This is a genomic window from Bordetella sp. N, assembly GCF_001433395.1.
Lineage (GTDB): Bacteria > Pseudomonadota > Gammaproteobacteria > Burkholderiales > Burkholderiaceae_B > Bordetella_C.
The window spans coordinates 6,923,656-6,939,898 of the sequence record NZ_CP013111.1 but is presented as its reverse complement, the minus strand read 5'-3'; the positions used below and the strand labels follow the sequence as shown (position 1 = coordinate 6,939,898).

General features: G+C 64.3%; 15 protein-coding genes. 12 read left to right on the top strand and 3 right to left on the bottom strand.

The window, feature by feature from the left end:
- The first annotated feature begins 37 nt into the window (after positions 1-37).
- The 4 genes from ASB57_RS29930 to ASB57_RS29915 are packed head-to-tail and all read left to right on the top strand — an operon-like array spanning position 38 to position 4,712.
- On the top strand, positions 38-1,300 hold the full coding sequence (locus ASB57_RS29930; protein WP_082621945.1) for an HlyD family secretion protein: 1,263 nt from the start codon (positions 38-40) through the stop codon (positions 1,298-1,300).
- Positions 1,293-2,912, top strand: a complete 1,620-nt coding sequence (locus ASB57_RS29925; RefSeq protein WP_057655757.1) for an MDR family MFS transporter — start codon at positions 1,293-1,295, stop codon at positions 2,910-2,912. The genes ASB57_RS29930 and ASB57_RS29925 overlap by 8 nt, the downstream gene beginning before the upstream one ends.
- Before the next feature lie 7 nt (positions 2,913-2,919).
- Positions 2,920-4,449 carry an efflux transporter outer membrane subunit gene (locus ASB57_RS29920; protein ID WP_082621944.1) on the top strand — a complete coding sequence of 510 codons (1,530 nt, stop codon included), beginning with the start codon at positions 2,920-2,922 and terminating at the stop codon, positions 4,447-4,449.
- 41 nt (positions 4,450-4,490) lie between these two features.
- A complete protein-coding gene (locus ASB57_RS29915; RefSeq protein WP_057655755.1) occupies positions 4,491-4,712 on the top strand; it encodes a hypothetical protein in 222 nt (73 codons plus the stop codon).
- Positions 4,713-4,832: 120 nt separating this feature from the next.
- Here ASB57_RS29915 and ASB57_RS29910 read toward each other — a convergent pair whose 3' ends face one another.
- On the bottom strand, positions 4,833-6,182 hold the full coding sequence (locus tag ASB57_RS29910; RefSeq protein ID WP_082622101.1) for an MFS transporter: 1,350 nt from the start codon (positions 6,180-6,182) through the stop codon (positions 4,833-4,835).
- Positions 6,183-6,345: 163 nt separating this feature from the next.
- Here ASB57_RS29910 and cyoA point away from each other — a divergent pair, with 163 nt between their 5' ends.
- From cyoA to ASB57_RS29875, 7 genes are all read left to right on the top strand, one after another.
- Positions 6,346-7,389, top strand: a complete 1,044-nt coding sequence (cyoA, locus tag ASB57_RS29905; protein WP_057655751.1) for a ubiquinol oxidase subunit II — start codon at positions 6,346-6,348, stop codon at positions 7,387-7,389.
- Between the two features lie 53 nt (positions 7,390-7,442).
- Complete coding sequence (gene cyoB / locus ASB57_RS29900) at positions 7,443-9,446, top strand: cytochrome o ubiquinol oxidase subunit I (protein ID WP_057655749.1); 2,004 nt, start codon at positions 7,443-7,445, stop codon at positions 9,444-9,446.
- Positions 9,412-10,074: a cytochrome o ubiquinol oxidase subunit III gene (cyoC, locus tag ASB57_RS29895; RefSeq protein WP_231755508.1), complete on the top strand. Its 663-nt coding sequence runs from the start codon at positions 9,412-9,414 to the stop codon at positions 10,072-10,074. Before cyoB ends, cyoC begins: the two co-directional genes overlap by 35 nt.
- Positions 10,071-10,469: a cytochrome o ubiquinol oxidase subunit IV gene (gene cyoD / locus ASB57_RS29890; RefSeq protein ID WP_057655746.1), complete on the top strand. Its 399-nt coding sequence runs from the start codon at positions 10,071-10,073 to the stop codon at positions 10,467-10,469. The genes cyoC and cyoD overlap by 4 nt, the downstream gene beginning before the upstream one ends.
- Before the next feature lie 78 nt (positions 10,470-10,547).
- Positions 10,548-11,303, top strand: coding sequence for an SURF1 family protein (locus ASB57_RS29885; RefSeq protein WP_057655744.1), 756 nt, complete (start codon positions 10,548-10,550; stop codon positions 11,301-11,303).
- A 33-nt stretch (positions 11,304-11,336) separates the two neighbouring features.
- The gene (locus tag ASB57_RS29880) at positions 11,337-12,794 is read left to right on the top strand and encodes an ATP-binding protein (RefSeq protein WP_082621942.1); all 1,458 of its coding nucleotides are present in this window, start codon (positions 11,337-11,339) and stop codon (positions 12,792-12,794) included.
- Positions 12,784-13,344 carry a response regulator transcription factor gene (locus ASB57_RS29875; protein ID WP_197424904.1) on the top strand — a complete coding sequence of 187 codons (561 nt, stop codon included), beginning with the start codon at positions 12,784-12,786 and terminating at the stop codon, positions 13,342-13,344. Before ASB57_RS29880 ends, ASB57_RS29875 begins: the two co-directional genes overlap by 11 nt.
- 142 nt (positions 13,345-13,486) lie before the next feature.
- Here the strand turns inward: ASB57_RS29875 and ASB57_RS29870 are convergent, their stop codons facing one another.
- Complete coding sequence (locus ASB57_RS29870; RefSeq protein WP_057655742.1) at positions 13,487-14,473, bottom strand: AraC family transcriptional regulator; 987 nt, start codon at positions 14,471-14,473, stop codon at positions 13,487-13,489.
- Between the two features lie 235 nt (positions 14,474-14,708).
- Here ASB57_RS29870 and ASB57_RS29865 point away from each other — a divergent pair, with 235 nt between their 5' ends.
- Positions 14,709-15,758: an aldo/keto reductase gene (locus ASB57_RS29865; RefSeq protein ID WP_057655740.1), complete on the top strand. Its 1,050-nt coding sequence runs from the start codon at positions 14,709-14,711 to the stop codon at positions 15,756-15,758.
- On the opposite strand, the gene ASB57_RS29860 is transcribed toward ASB57_RS29865, so the two are convergent.
- Positions 15,755-16,012 (bottom strand): hypothetical protein, encoded by a 258-nt coding sequence (locus ASB57_RS29860; RefSeq protein ID WP_057655738.1) that lies wholly within the window; start codon positions 16,010-16,012, stop codon positions 15,755-15,757. The two genes, ASB57_RS29865 and ASB57_RS29860, sit on opposite strands and share 4 nt — an antisense overlap.
- Positions 16,013-16,243 lie beyond the last annotated feature (231 nt).

The following is a 16,243-nucleotide window of genomic DNA, read 5'->3' as shown; positions in this document are numbered from 1 at the left end:
AAAAATCTTCCAATCGTTAAATTTTTGCCCTCCTTCCATGTCCTCCACTGCTGACACTCTGCCCGGCTCCCCCGCAGCCGCGCCCCATGCCGCCCCGGCCCCCGCCGCCTCGCGGCCCCGGGCCCCCTCCCGCAAACGCGCCATATTGCTGGCCGGCGCCGGCCTGGTCGTCCTTGCCGGCGCCGCCTGGATCGGCCACTGGTGGGTAGTGGGACGCTATTTCGAAAGCACCGACGACGCCTACCTGCAGGCGGACGCCGTCACCGTCGCCCCCAAGATCAGCGGCTACGTTGCCGAAGTCTATGTCGCCGACAACCAGACTGTGAAGGTAGGCGATCCCCTGCTTCGTCTCGATGACGGCACCTATCGGGCGATGCTGGACCAGTCCAGGGCCACCGAGGCGGCGCGCGAGGCCGACCTGACCCGCGCGCAGGCTGAATTGCGTCAACAACAAGCCAGTCTCGAACAAACCCAGGCGCAACAGCGCGTGGCCCGTCTGAATGCCCAGCACGCCGAAGACGAAGTCCGCCGTTATCGCCCCCTGGCGGCCAGCGGCGCCGAAACCAGCGAGCGCCTGGCCAATCTGGTCAACACCCGCGACCAGGCCCAGGCCACCTTGGCCGCCAACACCGCCGGCGTGGCCGCGGCGCAAGCCCAGTTGGCCGTCACCGCCGCCCAGATCGATCAGGCCCGGGCCCAGCTCGAAGCCGCGCGCGCCAGCGCCCGCCAGTCCAATCTGGACCTGCAGGACACGGTCGTGCGCGCTTCCCAGCCCGGCCGTGTCGGCGATCGCAGCGTCCGTGTCGGTCAATATGTTCAGCCTGGCACGCGGGCCATGACCGTGGTGCCCACGCAAAACGTCTACCTGGTGGCCAATTTCAAGGAAACCCAGATCGGCCGCATGCGCATCAACCAACCGGTCACTCTGCGCGTGGACGCCCTGTCCGGCACCGAGCTGCATGGCGTGGTGGATAGCTTCGCCCCCGGCACCGGCTCCCAGTTCGCCCTGCTGCCGCCCGAAAACGCGACCGGCAACTTCACCAAGATCGTCCAGCGCGTGCCCGTGCGCATCCGCATCGATACGGGTCCGGCGACGCGCGGCGTTCTGCTGCCAGGCTTGTCCGTGACGGCGGAAGTCGACACGCGCGGCGCCATTGACGACGAACAGAAGGTGCGCGACGAGAATCGCATCGCGGCATCGCCGTACGCGCCGGCGGCCGACTCGACGAACTCGGCAACCCCGGCGGCGCCGGCTTCGAGCACGACGACCTCGGCCACCACGGCGGCGAATCATGGCTGAGACCGCCACCTTGGCGGGAGCCGCGCCTGGATCGGGGCAAGCGCCGTCGGGCGCCCCCGCCGCCCCCGCGCCGCGCGCCACGGCGGCGGACTGGATCGCGGTCGCCGCTGGCGCGCTCGGCGCGCTGATGGCCACGCTGGACATCTCCATCACCAACTCCGCGCTGCCGCAGATCCAGGGCTCGATCGGCGCCACCGGCACGGAAGGCACCTGGATATCCACCGGCTACCTGCTGTCCGAGATCGTCATGATCCCGCTGGCGGCGTGGCTGACGCGCGTCTTCGGCTTGCGCAACTTCCTGCTAGGCAACGCCGTCCTGTTCGCCATGTTCTCCGCCATGTGCGGCCTGTCCAGCTCGCTGACCCAGATGATCATCGGCCGCATCGGCCAGGGCTTCGTCGGCGGCGCCATGATCCCCACCGCGCAAACCATCATCCGCACGCGCCTGCCGCGCGAGCAGATGCCGGTGGGCATGACCATGTTCGGCCTCATCGTGCTGCTGGGACCGTTGCTGGGCCCGGTCGTCGGCGGCTGGCTGGCCGAGAACATCAGCTGGAGCTGGTGCTTCTTCGTCAACCTGCCGGTCTGCGTGGGCCTGGTGGCTTTGCTGCTGCTGGGTTTGCCGGCGGAGAAATCGCAGTGGAGCGAATTCATCAAGGCCGACTGGCTGGGCATCGCGGGCCTGTCGGTGGCGCTGAGTTCATTGACGGTCGTTCTGGAGGAAGGCCAACGGGAACGCTGGTTCGACTCCACCATGATCGTCTCCTTGAGCCTCCTGTCCCTGGCCGGCTTCATCGTGCTGGGCGTGGCGCAATTCACGGCGCGCAAACCCATCGTGCGCCTGAGCCTCTTGCGCAACCCACGCTATGCCAGCGTCATCCTGATCGTCTTCGCGATCGGGGCAGGCCTGTATGGCGTGTCCTATCTGGTTCCCCAGTTCCTCAGCCTGATCTCCGGCTACAACGCCCAGCAGTCCGGCGCCGTGATGCTGGTGTCCGGCATCCCGGCTTTCCTGATGATGCCGCTGCTGCCGCGCCTGCTCGGCAAGGCGGACTTCCGCGTGCTGGTCATTCTGGGCCTGCTGCTCTTCACGGGCAGTTGCCTGCTGGACATCGACCTGACCGCGCAGGCCGTCGGCCATGATTTCTACGGCTCGCAATTCCTGCGCGGCATCGGCCAGATGCTATGCATGATGCCTTTGAACCAGGCGTCGATGGCCGCGGTCACGCGCGAGGAATCGGGCGACGCGGCCGGCCTGTACAACATGGCGCGCAACCTGGGCGGATCGGTGGGCCTGGCGGTGATCGGCATCGTCATCGACCGCCGCAGCAAATACCACACCGACGTCATCCGCGAATCACTGACGGCCAACTCCGTCGCCGGGCAGGACCATATGGCCGCCAACGCCGCGTCCTGGTTCGCCCAGACCGGCGACATGGCCTACTCCAAACTGCGCGCGCTGGGCCAACTGGCCGCGCAGATCCAGCAGCAGGCCGCCGTCATGACTTATTCCGATGCCTTCTTTCTGCTGGCCCTGGCGCTGCTTGCCTGCGTCCCGCTCGCCCTGCTGCTGAAAACCCCACGCGGCCCGGTGCCGTCCGCCGGACATTGAATCCGCAATGAATGCCATGAAGTCCTCACGCCCCACCCTATCGTCCCTCGCGCGTGTCGCCCGTGCCCACCAAGCGCCGCGACTGCTCCCCGCCCTGCTTGTATCCCTGATCCTGGCCGGCTGCGCGGTGGGCCCCGACTACGCCGGCGCGCCCGACGCCGCGCCCAAGGCCAGCCACGCGCAAGCCTTTGTCCGCCAGTCCGCGGCCGGTGTCGCGACCACCACCGTTGCGGCGAATACGCCCGCGCAGTGGTGGCGTGCGCTCGGCGACGCGCAACTGAATGCCCTGATCGACGCCGCCCTGGCGCACAACCCCGACATCCACGCGGCGCAGGCCCGGCTGCGGCAATCGCGCGCGCAACTGCGCCAGCAACAAGCCAATCAGATGCCGACCAGCTCGGCCACCACGGCCGTGCTGCGCACCAACACGCCGGACAGCACTGCCGGCACCGGCGGCCCCTTGACGCTGTACACCGCTGACTTCGACGCCTCCTGGGAACTGGACCTGTTCGGCGGCAAGCGCCGCGCGGTCGAGGCCGCGTCCGCGGAGGCCGACGCGGTCGACGCCGATCTGGCCGACACCCAGGTATCGCTGGCGGCGGAAGTGGCCCAGGCTTATGTGGGCCTGCGCGACCAGCAACAACGCCTGCGCCTGGCCCAGGCGTCGGCGGACCTGCAGCAACACTCGCTGGACCTGACCTTGCAACGCCGCGCCGCGGGCACGGCGGCCGATGTCGATGTCGAGCGTCTGACCACGCAGGTCCAGACCACGCGCGCCACGCTGGTGCCCCTGGACGAACAGATCAGTGAATCGCTGGATCGCCTGGCCGTGTTGACCGGGCAGGAGCCCGGTCAACTGGATCATGTTCTGGCGCCGTCCGGCGCGCTGCCGGCCCTGCCCGCCGAAGTGCGGGTCGGCGACCCCGCCACCATGCTGCGGCGCCGACCCGACATCCGCGCGGCCGAACGGCGCCTGGCATCCGCCAACGCCCAGATCGGCGAGCACACCGCCGACCTTTTCCCTAAGGTTTCGCTGTTCGGCACCTTGGGATTCAGCGCCGACGAGCCTGGTCATCTGTTGCGCAAGAGCAACTTCTCGTGGGTCGGCGTGCCGTATCTGCAATGGAACGTGCTGGATTTCGGCCGCACCCAAGGCGCCATCCATGCCGCCGAAGCCGCCCGCGACGAAGCCCGGGCCAAGTACGCGCATACGGTCCTGCAAGCCTTGCAGGACGCCAATGGCGCCCTGTCGCGCTACGGCCACCAGCGTGAACACCTGGATCGCCTGCGCCTGGTCCAGGTTTCGGCCCAACGAGCAGCGGATCTGACGCGGCAGCGCTATCGGGCGGGTACCGCCACGCTGATCGATCTGCTCGACACCCAGCGCACCGAATTCGCCGCCCAGCAGGACGTGGTCGCCGGTCAGGCCGAGCTGCTGGACGATTTCGTTTCCCTGCAGAAGAGCCTGGGCCTGGGCTGGGAACAGGGGGACGCCTCCGGGCAGCCCCCAATGACGAATGGCCGCGACTCGGGTTAAATAGGGGGGGCCCTGGCTCCGTCCGGGGAAAGGGAGACGGTATGCATCGCTGGTCGAAGGCCCGGTTCCGCTATCAAATCGTCCTGTATCACGGCGTCGCCGTGCTGGCCATCGTCACGGCCGGCTGGCTCTGCTCCCATGCCCGCAAACTGGACCCGCCGCCTGGGGTATCACTTGGCGACGGCGCTGCCGGCAATGGCGAGAGCGTGCTTTCCCGCCTGGGAGCGATCCGGCCGGCGTTCGACCCTGTCTATATATATTGATGTGTGCGCGAATTAAAAAATCCCCGGCCGAGGCCGGGGATTTTATTTGAGCGATGCGCACCGCGAGGCGCGACCGTCGCCAGGAGCACCGCCGGGGCACAGACCCCGGACGGGACTCCCTCAATCCGCCCGGGTTTCCAGGGCGCGATTGATACGCAGGGCCAACAGGGTGCAGACCACGCCCGACAGCAGGTAGGCGCTGACTGCCACCACCCCGAAGTGCGACGACAGGCTCAAGGCCACCAGCGGGGCAAAGGCAGCCCCCACCAACCAGGCGAAATCGGACGTCAACGCTGCGCCGGTGTAGCGGAACTGGCGCGTGAAGTTGGCCGTCACGGTCCCCGCCGCCTGGCCATAGGACAGGCCCAGCAGGAAGAACCCGATGATGATGAACGCATCCTGCGCCGAAGAGCCCCCGTCGAGCAGCCAGGGCGTGGCCAAGGCGAACAGACCAATCAGACAGGCAAGCCCACCCAAGGTGTTGCGCCGCCCGAACCGGTCAGCCATCCAGCCCGACATGATGGTCCCCACCATGGCCAGGACGCCGCCAAACAGTTCCGCCGTCAAGATGGAGTTGACCGACTGCGTCGACTGCAACGACAACCATGACAAGGGGAAGATGGTCACCAGGTGGAACAGCGCATAGCTGGCCAGACTGGCGAACGCGCCCAGGAAAATGTTGTAGCCCTGGCCCTTGAACATGACAAACGTGCCGACCGGCTTGAGCTCACCTTCTTCGAGCAGGCGCGTGTACTCGTCGGTCATCACCAGCCGCAGCCGGGCGAACAGGGCCACGACGTTGATGGCGAAGGCGACATAGAAGGGGAAGCGCCAGCCCCAGTCCAGGAAGTCATCCAGGCTGAGCGTGCTGTGCAGGTACAGGAACAGTCCGCCAGCGAGCAGGAAGCCGATCGGGGCGCCCAGCTGGCCGATCATCGAGTACCAACCCCGCTTGTGCGCCGGCGCGTTCAAGGCCAGCAAGGACGGCAGGCCGTCCCAGGAGCCGCCGGTCGCCACGCCTTGCACCACCCGGAAGATGGCCAGCAGGACGATTGCGTGTGTCCCCAATGAAGAATAACCAGGGACAAATGCAATCCCTGCTGTCGCCGTGCCCAGCAGAAAGAGGGCCAGTGTCAGCTTTACGCTACGTCCCCATCTCCGTTGAATCGCCATGAATATCGACGTCCCGAAGGGGCGTGCGATAAAAGCGAAGGAGAACAGCACAAATGCCATCAACATGCCGTCTAATGGCGGCAGATAAGGGAAGAATACTTTTGGGAAGACCAGTACGGAAGCAATTCCGTACACAAAGAAGTCAAAATATTCCGAGGCTCGCCCAATAATGACCCCGATGGCGATCTCGCCAGGCGCGACTTCAGAGTGTCCTTGGTACCCGCCCCTGCCCGTGTGAGCGTCGTTCTGAGAGTCCGACGGCGGGGTTTCGTTATAGTCCAACGTATCTGTCGACATCATGCTGCCTCCCGATTCGGGCTAAACTTCAGCGGCCCTTGAACGGACCGCTCTCTCTGCCATGCGATGCCATTGGACAAAATGTCCACTTTGCGCAGCGCATCAATGAGCGTACATTTCGCGTTATTTTCCATAATTTGCGCCCTTGTCTCGTCTCACCGCAATGCCTCCAAACAAGCCCCCACGCGGATTACTCCTGCTCCCCCTCCTAGCTGCCACCCTACTATTGGGCGGCTGTAATGCCGTTCTGCTGTCTCCGTCCGGGGACATAGCGGTCCAGCAGCGCGACCTGATCATCATATCCACGATTCTGATGTTGGTGATCATCATTCCAGTAATAATCCTTACGTTGGTATTTGCGTATCGTTACCGCGCGAAGGCCAATAATCCGGATTACGACCCGGAATGGAACCACTCCACCCGCATCGAACTGATGGTCTGGTCAGCTCCGCTGATCATCATCATCGCGCTCGGCGCCATCACCTGGGTGAGTACGCACCGACTGGACCCCTACCGTCCGCTCGATCGTCTGTCCGAAGGCCGGGAACTGCCCACCAACGTCAAGCCGCTCGTAGTCGAAGTGGTCTCGATGGACTGGAAGTGGCTGTTCATCTACCCGGAACAAGGCATCGCCACGGTCAACGAACTGGCCGCGCCGGTCGACCGCCCGATTCAGTTCAAGCTGACGTCGACGACGGTCATGAACGCATTCTTCGTGCCCGCCCTGGCTGGCATGATCTATACGATGCCGGGCATGGAGACGCAGCTGCACGCCGTGATCAACAAGGCGGGCACGTATGACGGCATGTCGTCGAACTTCAGCGGCGCCGGTTTCTCGGGCATGCGCTTCAAGTTCTATGGCATGCCCACCGGTGACTTCGACAAGTGGGTGCAACAGGCGCGTGATGGCGGCAACATGCTGGATCGCCCCACCTACGTGGAACTGGACAAGCCCAGCGAGCGCGTTCCCGTGCAACGCTATGGCAAGGTCGCGGCCGACCTGTACGACGCCGTCCTGAACCGTTGCGTGCTTCCGGGACAGACGTGCATGAAGGACCAGATGGCCATGGACCAGCGGGCCAACAAGGGTCTGCCGGGTCGCTATAGCCTCGCTAAAAACGACCTTTCCGCCCGCGAATACCTGGGCAGCATCTGCACCTCCAGCAACCCCACCGGTGCTGGCGTGCTTGAAAACAAAGTGCTGTAACCCGGCCATCCGACAGATTTTTCGCCTAGCGGCCCGCCGCTACGGGAACAACGATGCCTGATCATCTAGACATAACTAAACTGCTATTCGGTCGACTTTCGCTCGACTCGATTCCCTATCACGAACCCATCCTGGTGGGCACGTTCGCTGTCGTCGCCCTGGGCGCCGTGGCGCTGCTTGCTCTCCTGACCTACTTCAAGGTCTGGGGTTATCTGTGGCGCGAATGGTTCACCAGCATCGACCACAAGAAAATCGGCATCATGTACATCGTGCTGGCCATCGTCATGCTGCTGCGCGGCTTCGGCGACGCCATCATGATGCGTGCGCAGCAGGCCATGGCCTTCGGCGATAACGCCGGCTTCCTGCCACCGCACCACTACGACCAGGTCTTCAGCGCCCACGGCGTGATCATGATCTTCTTCGTGGCGATGCCGCTGGTGACGGGCCTGATGAACTTCGTCGTGCCGCTGCAGATCGGCGCCCGCGACGTGGCCTTCCCCTTCCTGAACAACTTCAGCTTCTGGATGACCACCGGCGGCGCCGTGCTGACCATGATTTCGCTGTTTGTCGGCGAATACGCGCGCACCGGCTGGCTGGCCATGCCGCCGCTGTCAGGTATCCAGTCCAGTCCGGACGTGGGGGTGGATTACTACATATGGGCCTTGCAGGTGGCAGGGGTCGGGACATTGTTATCAGGGGTAAACCTGTTGGTGACCATCATCAAGATGCGCGCCCCGGGCATGACCATGATGAAGATGCCCGTCTTCACCTGGACCTCCCTGTGTACCAACGTCCTGATCGTCGCTGCCTTCCCGGTGTTGACCGCCGTGCTGGCCCTGCTGTCGCTGGACCGCTACGTCGGCACCAACTTCTTCACGAACGATCTCGGCGGCAACCCGATGATGTACGTGAACCTGATCTGGATCTGGGGTCACCCCGAGGTCTACATCCTGATCCTGCCGGCCTTCGGTGTGTTCTCCGAAGTGGTCTCGACCTACAGCAGCAAGCGCCTGTTCGGCTACACCTCCATGGTGTACGCCACGGTCGTTATCACCGTGCTGTCCTACCTGGTCTGGCTGCATCACTTCTTCACGATGGGGTCCGGCGCCAGCGTCAACTCCTTCTTCGGCATAACAACCATGATCATCTCCATCCCAACAGGGGCGAAGATATTCAACTGGTTGTTCACGATGTACCGCGGCCGCATCCGCTTTGAAGTGCCGATGCTGTGGACGATCGGCTTCATGATCACCTTCGTGATCGGCGGTATGACCGGCGTGCTGCTGGCCGTGCCTCCCGCGGACTTCGTGCTGCACAACAGCCTGTTCCTGATCGCTCACTTCCACAACGTGATCATCGGCGGCGTCGTGTTCGGCATGTTCGCCGGCATCAACTACTGGTTCCCCAAGGCCTTCGGCTTCAAGCTGAATGACTTCTGGGGCAAGTGCTCGTTCTGGTTCTGGTTCGTCGGCTTCTACGTCGCCTTCATGCCCCTGTACGTCCTGGGCCTGATGGGTATCACGCGTCGCCTGAGCCACTTCGAGGATCCCACGCTGCAGATCTGGTTCCAGATCGCCGCGGTCGGTGCCGCACTGATTGCCCTGGGCATCGGCAGCTTCCTGATGCAGATCTTCGTCAGCATCCGCGACCGCAAGAAGCTGCGCGACGAGACGGGCGATCCCTGGCTCGGCCGTACGCTGGAATGGTCGACCTCGTCGCCCCCGCCCAACTACAACTTTGCCTTCACCCCGCAGATCCATGACGGTGATGCCTGGTGGCAGATGAAGCAACGTGGCGCCAAGCGTCCCCTGAGTGGTTTCCTGCCGATCCACATGCCCGCCAACACCGGCGCCGGCATCATCCTGGCCGGCCTGAGCACCGCTTTCGGTTTCGCCATGATCTGGCATATGTGGCTCGCCGCAGTGGTGTCGTTCGCTGCCCTGATCCTCGGCGCGATCTACCACACCTTCAACTACAAGCGCGACTACTACATTCCTGCAGAGGAAGTGGCCCAAGTCGAAGCTGAACGTACTCGCCTGCTCGCCAACCATGTCTAATACACACGCCATCCAGCAGCCCGGCGCCACGTCGGGCGAGCTGAACTTCTACTGCAAAGAAGAACACCACCCGCAGAACGGCACCTTGCTGGGCTTCTGGGTGTACCTGATGAGCGATTGCCTCATCTTCGCCTGCCTGTTCGCCACCTACGGCGTGCTGGGCCGCAGCTACGCCGGCGGCCCCACGGGCGCCGAGCTGTTCGACCTGCCCCTGGTGGCGGTCAACACGTCGATGCTGCTGCTGTCTTCGATCACCTATGGCTTCGCCATGATCGAAATGCGCAAGGGCCGTATCGGCGCCGTGCAGGCCTGGTTGCTGGTTACCGGCATCCTGGGTGCGATCTTCATCGGGCTGGAACTGTATGAGTTCAACCACCTGATCCATGAAGGCTACGGTCCGCAGAAGAGCGCGTTCCTGTCGTCCTTCTTCGCCCTGGTGGCCACGCACGGTCTGCACGTCACCTTCGGTATCGTGTGGCTGATCACGCTGATGATTCAGATCGGCAAGCATGGCCTGATTCCGGAAAACCGCCGTCGCGTGATGTGCCTGTCGATGTTCTGGCACTTCCTGGACGTCGTCTGGATCGGCGTTTTCACCTTTGTCTATCTGATGGGAGTGCTGCCATGAGCAACCATTCCGCTACCGCACACGACCACCACGGCCACGGCCACGACGATCACGACGATCCCGCCGCCCACAGCACCTTCAGCGGCTACATGACCGGCTTCGTTCTGGCCGTCATCCTGACCGTGATTCCGTTCTGGCTGGTGATGGGCAAGGTCTTCGAGAGCTCCAGCACCACGGCCATGATCATACTTGGCCTGGGCGCCATCCAGATCATTGTTCACATGGTGTACTTCCTGCACATGAACGCGAAGTCGGAAGGCGGCTGGAACATGCTGGCGCTGATCTTCACCATCGTTCTGGTGGTCATCACCCTGGCGGGTTCCTTGTGGGTCATGTACCACATGAACGTCAACATGATGCCGCACATGAACATGCACGACATGCAGACCTCCTGATACAGGGTGTTTGCGCAGCCCCACCGGTTATGCTGGTGGGGCTTTTTTTTCATCTGCTGTCGCCAGGCCTTGCTCCACATGGTTTCGCCCTCCTCCTCGCCACGTCGCCACCGCAGCACCACCAGCCTGGTCTGCCTGGCCCTGATCGGCATCATTCTCTTCTCCGTCTTCTGCGCCCTGGGCACGTGGCAAGTCCAGCGCCGGGCCTGGAAGCTCGACCTGATCGCCCGCGTCGACCAGCGCGTGCATGCCGCGCCCACGCCGGCCCCGGGCCCCGCGAACTGGCCGCGTGTCACCGCCGACAGCGACGAGTACCGCCGCGTCAGCCTGGACGGCGCCTGGATCGCCGACAAGGACACCCTGGTCCAGGCCGTTACCGACCTGGGCAGCGGTTTCTGGGTGCTGACGCCCCTGCGCCTGGCCGACGGCAACATCGTGCTGGTCAATCGCGGCTACATCGCGGCCGACCAGCGCCAGGCGCCCCGCGCCGCGCCCGCCGCCGGACCGGTCACGGGTCTGCTCCGCATCAGCGAACCAGGCGGCGGTTTCCTGCGCAAGAACGAGCCGGCGGCCGACCGCTGGTTCTCGCGCGACGTCGCCGCCATCGCGGCGCAGCGCGGGCTGCCCGCCGCACAAGTCGCGCCCTACTTCGTCGACGCCGATGCGGCGCCGGGCGCCTCCGCCGCCGCGCCGGTCGGCGGACTGACGATCATCAAATTCCCAAACAGCCACCTGGTCTATGCCATCACCTGGTATGGCATGGCGCTGATGGTCATCATCGGGGCGGTCTACGTCGTGCGCGATGAACGCCGCCGTGGTATTGCCAAGGACTAGGCGCGTAACTTCGCGCGCATGGAGATAGCGAAGATGCCCTCTGTTGGCCCTCCCATATCGGCCCCGCCGATTCCCCCGCTGGGCGACGACACCCCGCCCCTGGTGTCGCACGCGGCCGCGGCGGGCGCCGGGTCGGCCGACGACACGGCCCGTGGGCGGTTCGACAGCACCGGCCACAAGAACATGCACCAGCTGGTCCAGCTGCGCTGGATCGCGGCGCTGGGGCAGTTGATCACCATCTATGTCGTCTATCTGGGCTTTGACGTAAAGCTGCCGCTGAACTACATGCTGGCCGTGCTGGGCTGCCTGGTGGCGTTCAACGCGGTGAGCATGCTGCGCCTGCGCGTCTATCCGGAAGTCACCAACGGCGAACTGTTCGTGTCCATGCTGGTGGACGTCGGCATGCTGACGGCCCAGTTGTACCTGAGCGGCGGGGCCACCAATCCCTTCGTCTTCCTGTACCTGATGCAGGTCACCCTGGGCGCCATGCTGCTCAAGAGCTGGAGCACCTGGACCCTGGTCGCCGTGGCCTTGTGCTGCATCGGCGGCCTGGCGCTGGCGGCGCGTCCCCTGCCCTTGCCGCTGGACCATGCCAGCGGCGTGGCCAGCCTGTACATCCAGGGCATGCTGGTGTGCTTCGCCATCAACGCGGTGCTGCTGGTGGTGTTCGTCAGCCGTATCAGCCACAACCTGCGCGCGCGCGATGCCCACCTGGCGGACCTGCGCCAGCGTGCGGCCGAAGAAGAACACATCGTCCGCATGGGCCTGCTGGCCTCCGGCGCGGCGCACGAGCTGGGCACGCCGCTGGCCACCCTGGCGGTGATCCTGGGCGACTGGCGCCGCATGCCGGCCTTCGCCGACGATCCGGAGCTGACCCAGGAAATCAGCGAGATGCAGACCCAGGTATTGCGCTGCAAGTCCATCGTCAGCGGCATTCTGCTGTCGGCGGGCGAAGCGCGCGGCGAAGCGCCAGTGGAAACCACCGTGCGTACCTTCCTGGACGATCTCATCATCGAATGGCGCGAGACCCGGCTTGGCGCCACCCTGGAATATCACAACGACTTCGGCCAGGACCTGCGCATCATCTCGGACTCGGCCTTGAAGCAGATGATAGGCAACGTCCTGGATAACGCGCTGGAAGCCTCGCCCGAATGGGTTGGCCTGCGGGTAACCCGCGCCGGCGCGGATCTGACGCTGATCGTGACGGACCGGGGGCCGGGCTTTCCCGCCGCCATGCTGGCGCAGCTGGGCAAGCCCTACCAATCGAGCAAGGGCCGGCCAGGCGGCGGGCTGGGCCTGTTCCTGGTGGTCAACGTGGCACGCACTTTGGGTGGCCGTGTGTGGGCCAAGAACCTGCCGCAGGGGGGCGCGATGGTAACCTTGACCCTACCGCTCGCGGCCTTGACGCTGGACGATGACGAGACGCCGGACGTGAGTGACGAGCAGGACGGCGATCAGGATGGACGCGAGGATAAGGTCGATGCAAGCTGAGCCATTGGTGCAATCGGGTACGGGTCGTCTGCTGCTTATCGTCGAGGACGACGAAGCCTTTGCCCGCACCCTGGGCCGTTCCTTCGAACGCCGCGGTTATACGGTGCTGCACGCAACCAGCGTGGAAAACGTCCAGGCGTTGCTGGAACAGCATGCGCCGGACTATGCGGTGGTCGACCTGAAGCTGAAGGGTGAAGCGACGGGGCTGGCCTGCGTGCAGGCTTTGCACGCGCATGATCCCGAGATGACCATCGTGGTGTTGACCGGCTATGCCAGCATCGCCACCGCGGTGGAGGCGATCAAGCTGGGTGCCTGCCACTATCTGGCCAAGCCGTCCAACACCGACGATATCGAGCAGGCTTTCGAGCGCGCTGAAGGAGATACGGGTGTCACCGTGACGGAGCGCCCCACGTCCATAAAGACCCTGGAATGGGAGCGTATCCACGAGATGCTGGCCGAGACCGGCTTCAACATCTCCGAAACCGCCCGCCGGCTTGGCATGCACCGCAGGACCCTGGCCCGCAAGCTTGAGAAGCAGCGAGTGAAATAAAGCCCCCCCGTACCGCGCGGAGCGCGGCCCCCCAGGGGGCGGCACTGGCGGACCGGCAAAGCCGGCTCCGCTGTGCCCCGGATCGAAAAGACCTGTGCATTGCACAGGTCTTTTTCTTTTGCCGCGCGGAGCGCGGCGCGGGCTACGCGGGCATTGCCTCCGGCACGGGTGCGGTCCGCCAGCGGCGTTTATCCCGCATCGGCGGCGTGCCGAACAGGCGGCTGTATTCGCGGCTGAACTGGGACGGGCTTTCGTAGCCGACCTGGCGCGCCACGACGGCGACATCGCCGTCACCCATGAAGATCAGACGCCGCGCTTCCTGCAGCCGCAGCTGCTTCTGGAACTGCAACGGGCTCATCGCCGTCACCGACTTGAAGTGGTGATGGAACGACGACACGCTCATGTGCGCATCACGCGCCATCTCATCGACCCGCAGCGGCTGGTCATAGCCATTGCGCATCTGCTCGATGGAACGCGCGATACGCTGCGTATGGCTATCCTGCAGCGCCGTCTGCCGCAACGCCAGGCCCTGGCCATTGACCAGCAATCGATAGAGAATCTCCCGCTTGATCAGCGGCGCCAGGATGGCGATCTCTTCCGGCGTATCCAGCAGGCGCACCAGCCGCAACACCGCATCCAGCATGGGCGTGCCCAGCGGATGCACATGCACGCCTCGCGGCGCCTCGCCGGCCCCGGGCGGCGGCAGATGCTCGTCGCGAATCAACGCGCCGATCTCTTCGACGTCCAGGTCCAGGCGCAGCCCCAGGTAAGGCTCGGTCGGACTGGCCACGCGCACCTTGCCGACCACGGGCAGATCCACTGACGACACCATGTAGTGGAAGGGATCGTACTCATGCACATCCTCGCCCACCAGCAGCTTCTTGCCGCCCTGCGCGATGACCGACAGGATGGGATTCTGAATGGTATGGCGCGGACCGCACTCGCACATCAGCCGATGCAGATGCAGACCCGGCACGGCGGTGAGCACCGAACCTTCCAGCTGGTCGCCGGCATGGCGCGCGACCAGGGTCAGCAACTCCTGCCGGGCAAGGACGTCGCGCGGCGTGGCGGTGTCGCGCGACGCGGGTATCTGATAAGGCAGATCGTCTAGTGTGGCGTGAAATGCCATCGGGCACTCCTGGATAAAACGGCAAGAGAACTATATCGCCTTGACGCCACTGTCGCATCCCACGGCCCCGGGATCTCGCCGACCTTTGCAGAATCAGGCAAGAATCAAGGAGGATCGGGCACCCACTTGCGCACGCCCAAGCTCATACTGAACCTCGCTTCCCCCCCAAACATTCTTCGCCCACGGGCGCGGCTACTGCCGCGCACCGCGCCGCGACACGTCCAGGAGTGATCTCATGCAATACAAGAAATTCGGCAGCACCGGCATGTTCGTTTCCGAGCTTTGCCTGGGCACCATGACCTTCGGCGGGTCCGACGGCATCTGGGGCCAGATCGGCAATCTGGAACAGCAGGACGTGGACGGTATCGTCGGCGCCGCGCTGGACGCGGGCATCAACTTCATCGACACCGCCAACGTCTATGCCAACGGCCGCTCGGAGGAACTCACCGGCCAGGCCTTGAAGAACCTCAAGGTACCCCGCGAAAACGTGATCGTCGCCACCAAGGTATTCGGCGAAACCGGTACGCGCGGCGTGAACTCACGCGGCCTGTCGCGCGTTCACATCCTGGACAGCGTGAAGCAAAGCCTGCGCCGCCTGCAACTGGACCACCTCGATCTCTATCAGGTTCATGGCTTCGATCCCGCGACACCCATCGAAGAGACCCTGGATGCGCTGAGCACCCTGGTCCGGCATGGCCACGTGCGCTACATCGGCGTATCCAACTGGGCCGCGTGGCAGATCGCCAAGGCGCTGGGCATCTCGCAGCGCCTTGGTCTGGAGCGCTTCGAATCCCTGCAGGCCTACTACACCATCGCGGGCCGCGACCTCGAACGCGAACTGGTGCCCATGCTCAAGAGTGAAGGCGTGGGCCTGATGGTGTGGAGTCCCCTTGCCGGCGGCCTGCTCAGCGGCAAGTATGGCCGCGACACGCAGACCGAAAGCGGCAGCCGGCGCGTCAGCTTCGACTTCCCTCCGGTAAATCGCGAGCGCGCTTATGACTGCGTCGACGCGATGCGCGGGGTGGCTCAAACGCACGGCGTATCCGTCGCGCAGGTCGCCCTCGCCTGGTTGCTGCACCAACCGGTAGTGACCTCGGTGATCATCGGCGCAAAGCGGCTTGAGCAATTGCACGACAATATAAACGCGACACAACTGCGCTTAAGCAGCGACGAACGGGCGATGCTGGATCGCGTCAGCGCGCTACCCGCGGAATACCCAGGCTGGATGCTGGAACGCCAAGGAGGGGCGCGGCTCGAGCAGTTGAACGCCAGTCAGGGGCGCTAGGCGCCTGACAGCGCCGGGCCCGTGCGCGGGCGGGCAGGCCGCAGGACGGTGATGCGTTTTTCGTCGGTGTAGCGCTCCAATGCACGCATCCCCGCCGCGGCCGCGGCACTCGCCGCGGCGTAATGCGAGCCACGATCGACCAAGGTGCCCTTGCCGGCCTCACGCGACATCGCGATGTAGATCAACCACTCGTACTGGTCGTTATCCGCGCGCTCTACATCCAGGGCCAGCCGATATCCATCGGCGACCGCCATGTATAGCTCCATCGTTTCCCCCCGCTTATTTTGCTCAGCCACTCTATAGCATGACTCGCGCGCTCGTGGCACAAGTCGATGCGATCGTTTTGAGCTACATCACATGGATGAGAGGTCATTAATCAACACAGCGCAAAGCTTTGCAATAGACATACATTGAGGTTGCAAAGCTTAAGTGCGCGCCTTCATTAAGCTTTCGCTAAGGGTTTGTATATTCCCGAGAAATACCGC

Bases quoted from the DNA above. Each gene is read 5' to 3' on its own strand.
- ASB57_RS29910 (WP_082622101.1), bottom strand. From the start codon at position 6,182: ATGTCGACAGATACGTTGGACTATAACGAAACCCCGCCGTCGGACTCT.
- cyoD (WP_057655746.1), top strand. From the start codon at position 10,071: ATGAGCAACCATTCCGCTACCGCACACGACCACCACGGCCACGGCCAC.
- cyoA (WP_057655751.1), top strand. From the start codon at position 6,346: ATGCCTCCAAACAAGCCCCCACGCGGATTACTCCTGCTCCCCCTCCTA.
- ASB57_RS29865 (WP_057655740.1), top strand. From the start codon at position 14,709: ATGCAATACAAGAAATTCGGCAGCACCGGCATGTTCGTTTCCGAGCTT.
- ASB57_RS29915 (WP_057655755.1), top strand. From the start codon at position 4,491: ATGCATCGCTGGTCGAAGGCCCGGTTCCGCTATCAAATCGTCCTGTAT.
- ASB57_RS29925 (WP_057655757.1), top strand. From the start codon at position 1,293: ATGGCTGAGACCGCCACCTTGGCGGGAGCCGCGCCTGGATCGGGGCAA.
- ASB57_RS29920 (WP_082621944.1), top strand. From the start codon at position 2,920: ATGAATGCCATGAAGTCCTCACGCCCCACCCTATCGTCCCTCGCGCGT.
- cyoB (WP_057655749.1), top strand. From the start codon at position 7,443: ATGCCTGATCATCTAGACATAACTAAACTGCTATTCGGTCGACTTTCG.
- ASB57_RS29875 (WP_197424904.1), top strand. From the start codon at position 12,784: ATGCAAGCTGAGCCATTGGTGCAATCGGGTACGGGTCGTCTGCTGCTT.
- ASB57_RS29930 (WP_082621945.1), top strand. From the start codon at position 38: ATGTCCTCCACTGCTGACACTCTGCCCGGCTCCCCCGCAGCCGCGCCC.
- ASB57_RS29870 (WP_057655742.1), bottom strand. From the start codon at position 14,473: ATGGCATTTCACGCCACACTAGACGATCTGCCTTATCAGATACCCGCG.
- ASB57_RS29860 (WP_057655738.1), bottom strand. From the start codon at position 16,012: ATGGCGGTCGCCGATGGATATCGGCTGGCCCTGGATGTAGAGCGCGCG.
- ASB57_RS29885 (WP_057655744.1), top strand. From the start codon at position 10,548: ATGGTTTCGCCCTCCTCCTCGCCACGTCGCCACCGCAGCACCACCAGC.
- ASB57_RS29880 (WP_082621942.1), top strand. From the start codon at position 11,337: ATGCCCTCTGTTGGCCCTCCCATATCGGCCCCGCCGATTCCCCCGCTG.